This window comes from Moorena sp. SIO4A1 (genome assembly GCF_010672065.1).
In the GTDB taxonomy this organism is placed as follows: domain Bacteria; phylum Cyanobacteriota; class Cyanobacteriia; order Cyanobacteriales; family Coleofasciculaceae; genus Moorena.
Genome location: NZ_JAAHHX010000127.1, coordinates 1 through 7434, shown reverse-complemented (window position 1 = coordinate 7434; position 7434 = coordinate 1). Strand labels below are relative to the sequence as shown.

The 7434-nt window shown below is 43.8% G+C and carries 9 protein-coding genes; 4 read left to right on the top strand and 5 right to left on the bottom strand.

Annotated features, from left to right (window positions below; translation table 11 throughout):
- Positions 1-102: 102 nt before the first annotated feature.
- Positions 103-456 carry a pentapeptide repeat-containing protein gene (locus F6K53_RS34465; protein ID WP_293065590.1) on the bottom strand — a complete coding sequence of 118 codons (354 nt, stop codon included), beginning with the start codon at positions 454-456 and terminating at the stop codon, positions 103-105.
- An 872-nt stretch (positions 457-1328) separates the two neighbouring features.
- Here F6K53_RS34465 and F6K53_RS34460 point away from each other — a divergent pair.
- Both F6K53_RS34460 and F6K53_RS34455 read left to right on the top strand, forming a co-directional pair.
- A complete protein-coding gene (locus tag F6K53_RS34460) occupies positions 1329-1562 on the top strand; it encodes a hypothetical protein (protein ID WP_293083800.1) in 234 nt (77 codons plus the stop codon).
- A gap of 245 nt (positions 1563-1807) precedes the next feature.
- A complete protein-coding gene (locus F6K53_RS34455) occupies positions 1808-2044 on the top strand; it encodes a hypothetical protein (RefSeq protein WP_293042135.1) in 237 nt (78 codons plus the stop codon).
- A gap of 149 nt (positions 2045-2193) precedes the next feature.
- Here F6K53_RS34455 and F6K53_RS34450 read toward each other — a convergent pair whose 3' ends face one another.
- From F6K53_RS34450 to F6K53_RS34440, 3 genes are all read right to left on the bottom strand, one after another.
- A complete protein-coding gene (locus F6K53_RS34450; protein ID WP_293065584.1) occupies positions 2194-3951 on the bottom strand; it encodes a tetratricopeptide repeat protein in 1758 nt (585 codons plus the stop codon).
- Positions 3952-4066: 115 nt separating this feature from the next.
- Positions 4067-5395, bottom strand: coding sequence for an AAA family ATPase (locus F6K53_RS34445; RefSeq protein ID WP_293065581.1), 1329 nt, complete (start codon positions 5393-5395; stop codon positions 4067-4069).
- A complete protein-coding gene (locus F6K53_RS34440; RefSeq protein ID WP_293065578.1) occupies positions 5392-5562 on the bottom strand; it encodes a hypothetical protein in 171 nt (56 codons plus the stop codon). Before F6K53_RS34440 ends, F6K53_RS34445 begins: the two co-directional genes overlap by 4 nt.
- 88 nt (positions 5563-5650) lie before the next feature.
- On the opposite strand from F6K53_RS34440, the gene F6K53_RS34435 reads away from it, so the two are divergent.
- Both F6K53_RS34435 and F6K53_RS34430 read left to right on the top strand, forming a co-directional pair.
- Positions 5651-5794, top strand: coding sequence for a hypothetical protein (locus tag F6K53_RS34435; protein ID WP_293065575.1), 144 nt, complete (start codon positions 5651-5653; stop codon positions 5792-5794).
- Between the two features lie 62 nt (positions 5795-5856).
- Entirely contained in the window at positions 5857-6159 is a 303-nt protein-coding gene (locus F6K53_RS34430; RefSeq protein WP_070393038.1) for a hypothetical protein, read from the top strand.
- A 13-nt stretch (positions 6160-6172) separates the two neighbouring features.
- Here the strand turns inward: F6K53_RS34430 and rsmH are convergent, their stop codons facing one another.
- Positions 6173-7087 carry a 16S rRNA (cytosine(1402)-N(4))-methyltransferase RsmH gene (gene rsmH, locus F6K53_RS34425; protein WP_293065570.1) on the bottom strand — a complete coding sequence of 305 codons (915 nt, stop codon included), beginning with the start codon at positions 7085-7087 and terminating at the stop codon, positions 6173-6175.
- Positions 7088-7434: the final 347 nt, after the last annotated feature.

Genomic DNA, 7434 nt, shown 5'->3' with positions numbered 1-7434 from the left:
CTTGGCATTGTTAACTGACTGTGTCCTACATCTTAAGTGTACTCTAGCGCTAGCAAAATGTCAATGTCGGTTTTATACAGTTAAATACTGTTTTATACCTATTTATTGGGGTTTAGTTGCGGGACTACCAATTAGGTTGGCATTACTCAAGTTGGCACCACCTAGGTTAGCATGACTGAGGTCAGCACGACTGAGGTAACTACCCATCAAGTTGGCATTACTCAGGTTGGCATCACTGAGATCTGCACATCTGAGGTAGGCACGACTCAAATCAGCTCCGTTGAGCAGGGCACCGTTAAGATTGGCATCACTTAGGTCAGCTCTGCTTAAGTCAGCACCCCTTAAGTCAGCACCCCTTAAGTCAGCACCCCTTAAGTTGGCATCCTTCAGGTCAGTGCTAAGTGAATTGTCAGTTGGCTCTAGAGCAACACCCTTCATTAGTTCAAGGAATTCCATTTACTACTCGAAATACACTCTGAAATACAGTAATACAACTATGAAATGCTCAGCACCCTGATGCCATCAACGGCTTTGGTTTATCACTTAGATTTATTGCCGAGTTAAATTAACTCAAATTTTAATTAAAAACGAGCCTATCTTTTCAAAATTGCTAATTTTTACGACATCTTGCTGATTTTTTATACTATATGTTGTCAATTGAATTTTTAACTAGTTAGTGATTAACTAGTTACACTATCTTTTCTAGCCCTATCTGGTTTCACCAATTACCATACTGTAAAGATTTAATTAATAAATTATTAAAATTAAGTATTTTGTGAAACCGGTAATATATAAATCATTATCGATTTGTCAAAAATCCTGTCACCAAGACAGTAAATCTGTTATCTAATATACCTCTTGGCAAAGTATTTAGGTAAGCCGTCAGCCGTTGGCCGTTGGCCACGCTACTTGAGGTGCTATCAGCTATCAGCTTAAAACAAGCTATTCGGCTGACGAGTTCAACGGACTCAAAGCCAAAGACTATGAATTCCTCCCTTGGGCATTCGCGTAGCGTGGCCGTTCGCGTAGCGTCGCCAAAAGGCCAAAAGGCCAGGGAACTGAGATGTAAGCATATGTGCTACGCGCACGCTACACCGAACAGCTTGGCACAGACTTCGACACTGATAGCTGTTCGCCTAGCGTGGCCATTCGCGTAGCGTGGCCATAGGCCAAGGCCTTTAGCTGATAGCTGACGGCTGAATGCTTAGGTTTTCACACTTCGTTACACAGTTAATGAAAAATTGATACAAAAATGGTATTTGATGACCATAATTAATTACAATTAATTCAGTAGCGGAAAATATTAGGTTTAAACCTATTTAACTCTGTTGCTTTTAACCCCGCAGGGTTGTTGCTTTGACGGTAATTGCCTGTCCGCTAAGGTGACAACCTTGTGGAATGCTGATAGTGCTCATCAATTAAAGGAGGAGAACTATATGCGCGGTTGTTCCATGCTTCTAGCTCTTCTAGTGTTTGCTGGATTGTTGTATTTGATCGTCAATTCTGGTACCTTTGAACGGTTGCTGGACACCACAACACCCTCGGAACGGCAATTGGAATAAGCGATAGCGTCGGGTGTGGGGAGATGGGGAGATGGGGAGATGGGGAGATGGGGAGATGGGGAGATAGGGAGATAGGGAGATAGGGAGATGGGGAGATGGGGAGCAAGAGTATAGTTTAATATTGGTATTAGCAATTCTTCCTCTACACCCATTGTTAGAGTTGTTAATTGGTAATAGGGATTTGATAATGGCGATGTAATTGTGGTGTTTCACAGGAGCAATAGTCTTTTCCTCAATTAGACCTCTTGCAAAAGTGTTTTTCTAATAGTGTTTGCGTCAATTCTTGTCCACTGTTCCCTGTTCCCTGTTCCCTGTTCCCGACTTCTGCAAGAAGTCTATTGATAGCAGTCGAAGTAAAGGTTAAGACACGTTTTTATTCCCGATTCCCTATTCCCTACTTCCGACTCCCGACTTCCGACTCCCGACTCCCGACTCCCGACTCCGGACTCCCGACTCCCGACTTGATATCAATCAACCCCTGAAATCGCTGATCTGAGCGAATGCTGTCAAAATCTGAGTCAGTTTTTGCCATCTCTCGATATTCTTCAGGATTGAGAGTAATTGCCTGTTGCAAGTTATCAAGGGCTAAGTCTATATTTCCTTGTAAGGCATAAAAGCAGGCTTTGTTGTATCAAGCTTGGTGGTGATCGGGTTTAAGTTTCACAGCTTGGTCATAGGACTCAATCGCTGCTTCCTTTCTTCCTAATTTCGGTAGGGCAATCCCTCGGTTGTTCCAAGCTTGGTAAAAATCGGGTTTAATTTTCAAAGCTTTATCATAGGATTTAATCGCTGCTTCATTTTGTCCTAATTTCCATAAGGCAATCCCCCGGTTGTTCCAAGCTTGGTAAAAATCGGGTTTAATTTTCAAAGCTTTATCATAGGATTTAATCGCTGCTTCATTTCGTCCTAATGCCAATAAGGTAACCCCCCGGTTATACCAAGCTACGTGGTAATCGGGTTTAATTTTCAAAGCTTTATCATAGGACTCAATCGCTGCTTCATTTTGTCCTAATTTCTGTAGGTTAACTCCCCGGTTGTACCAAGCTAGGTGGTAATCGGGTTTAATTTTCAAAGCTTTATCAAAGGATTTAATGGCTGCTTTTTTTCGTCCTAAATCCGATAGAGCAATCCCCCGTTTATTCCAAGCTTTGTGGTAATCATGTTTAATTTTCACAGCTTTATCAAAGGATTTAATCGCTGCTTTATTTTGTCCTAATTTCTGTAAAGCATTCCCCCGGTTGTACCAAGCTTCGTGGTCATCATGTTTAATTTTTAAAGCTTGGTCATAGGATGCAATCGCTGCTTCGTTTTTTCCTAAATCCAATAGGGCAATCCCCCGGTTGTAGCAAGCTTTGTGGTGATCGGGTTTAATTTTGACAGCTTGGTCAAAGGAATCAATCCCTGCTTCCAAACGTCCTAATATCGATAGGGCAACCCCCCGGCTGTACCAAGCTTGGTGATCATCCGGTTTAATTTCCAAAGCTTTGTCAAAGTTAGCGATCGCATCTTCATACTCTTGGGCAGCAACCAGTAGGATGCCTAGTTCAACTAGTAAATCGGCTTGCTCTTCAGGAGTTTCATGCTTTGCTTCCAGGCGTTGTTCAATAGCAATAATTTTTTTACTTCGTTCTTCAGGATTCAAAGACTGATGCTGAAAGTCTTCTTGTTGACACTCCTCTGATTTGCTAGGAAAGTCAAACAAACCAGAACGCCAGTCAAAAAAGTCGGGAGCACGGTGGATAAAGTAATTCAGCACAAATGGCCGTAATAGAAATACAAAACAAATCTTAAAATCATCTCGAAACCGTTCTCTGTGTTGGTTGAGATGATTTAAAATATGAGGAACCCCTTTCCAACTATAGGAATAAATTGCTTCGCTATCCCATCCCTGCTGACGTTTCGTCTCTTCATACTTATAAAACGAATATTCTAGACCTTGGATGAATAAAAAATTGATCTGCTTGCGGTCGGGGATATCCTGAACAATGCCGTATAAATTATCAATCGGTTCCTCGAAGCGCAACATCTCTATTGTTTTCTGAGATAAATCCTGCTTAACCTGCTTAACCAACTTCTCTGCTTCTACGGGAGAACAACGGACAAATAATAATCCGAAACCTCTGCGCCTTCGGAGGGCACGGAGTAAGTCTTGGTATTGTTCTTCTGGACTCGCTGGCGGTAAATCCTCGTCCGCATCTATAAGGTTTAGCATTGGTTGTAAGGGAGTAGGGAGTAGGGAGTAGGGAGTAGGGAGTAGGGACTTCGGAGCAGGGACTTCGGAGCAGGGAGTAGTGGGAAGAGTGTGGGGAGATAGGGAGATAGGGAGATAGGTGCCCTTGTTGATTTTGGGTATGATTGTGCCAAATTTTGGGAGTGATAAAACTCTCAAAGTCCCCCAAAATTGGGGGATTTAGGGGGCTTTAACAAAACCAGATGATCGCGCATTCATTCCTTGATTCAGCAACGCCAGATACACAGATGCACTCACCTGCCTTTTGGCTACCTTACTGCTGTGAGTCTAGTTGAGCATAGGCGTCTTTAAATTCCCGAATCCCTTTAATCAGGGGATGAACATCGTACCAACACTGTCTTTCTCCTTCGTCATCGAAGTATTGATACTCTAACAAACAGCGATTAAATAATAACTGACGATACTGGTTATTATTGTGTATCTGCTTGGAGCGGTAAACATCAGCTAAAACCGACCATTGTCCATCCTGAACCGTTCGGCGATAGGTATCTCGTGCATCAGTAATGGATCGTTGCACTGCTCTGAGGGAAATGGGTAAGGTTTCGGTGCGAGCAATGGCGGTTTGGATTAATAATAGCAAATTCCGCACATGACCTCCACTCATAAGACACAAGCGCTCTAAGGCTTCTGGACTTTCAAATATGTCAGTTTCTAGGGAGCGAGTGGGAGCAAATTGACCGACTCGCTTGCTAATCACTTCTTTAACTTTATTGAATCCAGGCTGATAGAGGTTACCCTCTTTAGTTCGTACCATAATCATCGGTAACACCTGGGCATCACCATAGATTTCTCGCAAATCATTAGCTCGCTTGGAGTACAGCATTGAAATCGGAACTGTGTAGATAATATGGCACTTTAATCCCGTTAATTGTTCACTACGGTCTAAAAAAATTTCTTCATGATTAGTTTGGTTACTCTCTTGGATAACTGGGACAATCCGGTCTAAATTATCCGCAATCACTGCTAATTTAGTACATCCAGCTGGTAAGTTCTGTTTGGCTTCTGTAATAAACTGATTCAAAGCCTTTAGGAGAGTAACCGTGTGGGGATTAATTTTCTGTCGAATCTGTTGACGCAAGGTTGGTACAGCTCTTAAATTAGCCGTTAGCTTGCCATACTGAGAAATTTTTGCTTCTACACTTAGTCCATCAAATGCTAATTCAGTCAAGGCCAAATCTTTCAACTCTTGCCAGCGGCTTTCCAGCCAGTTCAGCAACGGCTTGGGATTAGCACTGTCCTTGAGGTCTTCGAGCAAATGGCGAGTACAGGCGAGCAGAATATCGGTATATTGAGTATCTTCGGAGTCCACATCTTCTTCATCTGCGGCAAAATACACCACATAGAAGTTATTTTGTTCCAAATATTGCTTCAATCGGAACAATTCTGTAGATTTTCCTGCCCCCCGATGACCTCCATATAAATGATAGGTCTCTCGCTTAGAAAGCAACATCTCTTTCCCTAAATCCACCTGGATCTCTCCATCCCCCCGCACTTCCCGACAATCGACATAAACCGGGTCTCCTGCGGGTAACGGTTGGGAGGGGTCAAAGGCATTGTAGAGGTTTTCCAGTAAATCAGTCATAGAGGGAAGGGAATAGGGAGTAGGGAGTAGGGAGTAGGGAGTAGGGAGTAGCGATGCAGCGCGGTCTTGGGGGTTTCCCCCATGAGCGACTGCATCAAGACGGGAGTAGGGAGTAGGGAGTAGTGATAAGATTTGACGCTTTCAGTACTGAAATTGATTGTTATCACGTCCGTTATTAAGTTTTTTTGTACTCGTGCCAGATCTTTAGTATCAGTAGTAGTTTAACTGGAGAGAGTTCAAAGATGGTGTAATCGGGTGACAACACTAGGTCGCTGGATCGCTTCTATCATACTGTTTGCCTCAATTGTTTTCCCCGATTCCCGATTCCCAATTCCCGATTCCCGATTCCCGATTCCCGATGCCCGATTCCCCACAACTGCCGCGAAGTCTAATCCCTAAACATCAGGAAATGAGACCAATCAAGCTGTATTAAGTTTTAGATTCACAAAAAGCTCACTATCATGAAACCAGTTAAATCAATGAATGAACTAGTAGAACGGGTATCTAAAGATCCAGAACTTGCGGAAGAAATCAAGAGAGACCCAGTGGAAACCATCCGTAGGCTTGGTCCACCTCTAGAAACAGACCGTTGGATTTACCGGATTGTGGTCAGTGCCTTGGGCGGTACCATGCTGGTAACTGTTACAGGTGCCATCGGACTAGCTGTGGCGGGTAAGGATGTTCCTGATATCCTGGTGGGGATTGGCACTGGTTCTTTGGGTTCCTTGGCTGGACTGTTAGCACCTGCCCCATCCCGAGACTAGAGGGCTGAGTGGATCACTCTTGAATGCTCAAGTCTCGTCGCTCTGCGAATCTGAGTTTTGCTGAACGAGCACGAGGGTTAAGCTGGATTTCTTCAGCTTGTGCTACAGTTGGCTTTTTGCTTAGCACTCGCAATAGTGAGCAATTCTTTGACAACTCCCGGAATTTGTGCTTAACAATCCGGTCTTCCAAGCTGTGAAAACTGATAATTCCAAGTCTTCCTCCTGGTTTCAGCCAATGGGGGGCAATGTCGAGGAAGGTTTCGAGGCTATCAAGTTCCTGGTTGACGACAATCCGTAGGGCTTGAAACACCCGAGTCGCTGGGTGAATTCTGCCATAGCGGTATTTCGGGGGAACACAAGATGCGATCGCATTCGCTAATTCAGTGGTTGTTTGAAACGGACGCTTCTCAACAATCCGGCGTGCCATCCGCCGGGATAACCGTTCTTCCCCATACTTATAAAAAGCATCCGCTAGCCGTACCTCACCCCAATGATTAATAACATCCTTTGCCGTCAGAGACTGGCTTTGGTCCATCCGCATATCTAACTCAGCAGTATGGCGAAAACTAAAGCCTCGCTCTGGTAAATCTAGCTGAGCTGAACTGACGCCTAAATCCGCAATAATACCATCAAATACCCTATCATTAGACTGATATTCGGCAAAATTTCCCTGCCAGAAGTGAACTCTTCCGCCATAACTGGCTAACCTGGTCTTGGCGGCTGCGATCGCATTAGCATCCCGGTCAATAGCTGTAACCTCCACATCCGGTGCTGCTGCTAAAATTAACTCAGTGTGTCCACCACCACCCACAGTGGCATCTAAGTAATGACCACCCGGACAGATCGCTAGTCCCTCAATTAATTCCTGACTCAATACGGACAAATGGAAAAAGGGTGTTGTATTTGCCTGTAATGGTTCATTTTCCATGTAATTCAAGCAATTCTAAGTAAGTCCTGAGGATATTAGACATCCTGCTGTTCATCAGACCAGATTCTCCGGGAACTCTATTACTGTAACCTATCAACTGTAACCTCTCTAGTTGTGAACAGTCACAAGTCTTACTCAGCACTATATGGAAAGGAGGTTTTATAGCACTACCCATTCAGATGTTTGACATTCCTAAACTCAGCAAACTTAGTCATAGGTTACTTCTGACTTCTGACTTCTGACTTCTGACTTCTGACTTCTGACTTCTGACTTCTGACTTCTGACTTCTGACTTCTGACTTCTGACTTCTGACTTCTGACTTCTGACTTCTGACTTCTGACTTCTGA

Coding starts and splice junctions, on each gene's coding strand:
- rsmH (WP_293065570.1), bottom strand. CDS start 7,087: ATGGAAAATGAACCATTACAGGCAAATACAACACCCTTTTTCCATTTG.
- F6K53_RS34430 (WP_070393038.1), top strand. CDS start 5,857: ATGAAACCAGTTAAATCAATGAATGAACTAGTAGAACGGGTATCTAAA.
- F6K53_RS34465 (WP_293065590.1), bottom strand. CDS start 456: ATGGAATTCCTTGAACTAATGAAGGGTGTTGCTCTAGAGCCAACTGAC.
- F6K53_RS34445 (WP_293065581.1), bottom strand. CDS start 5,395: ATGACTGATTTACTGGAAAACCTCTACAATGCCTTTGACCCCTCCCAA.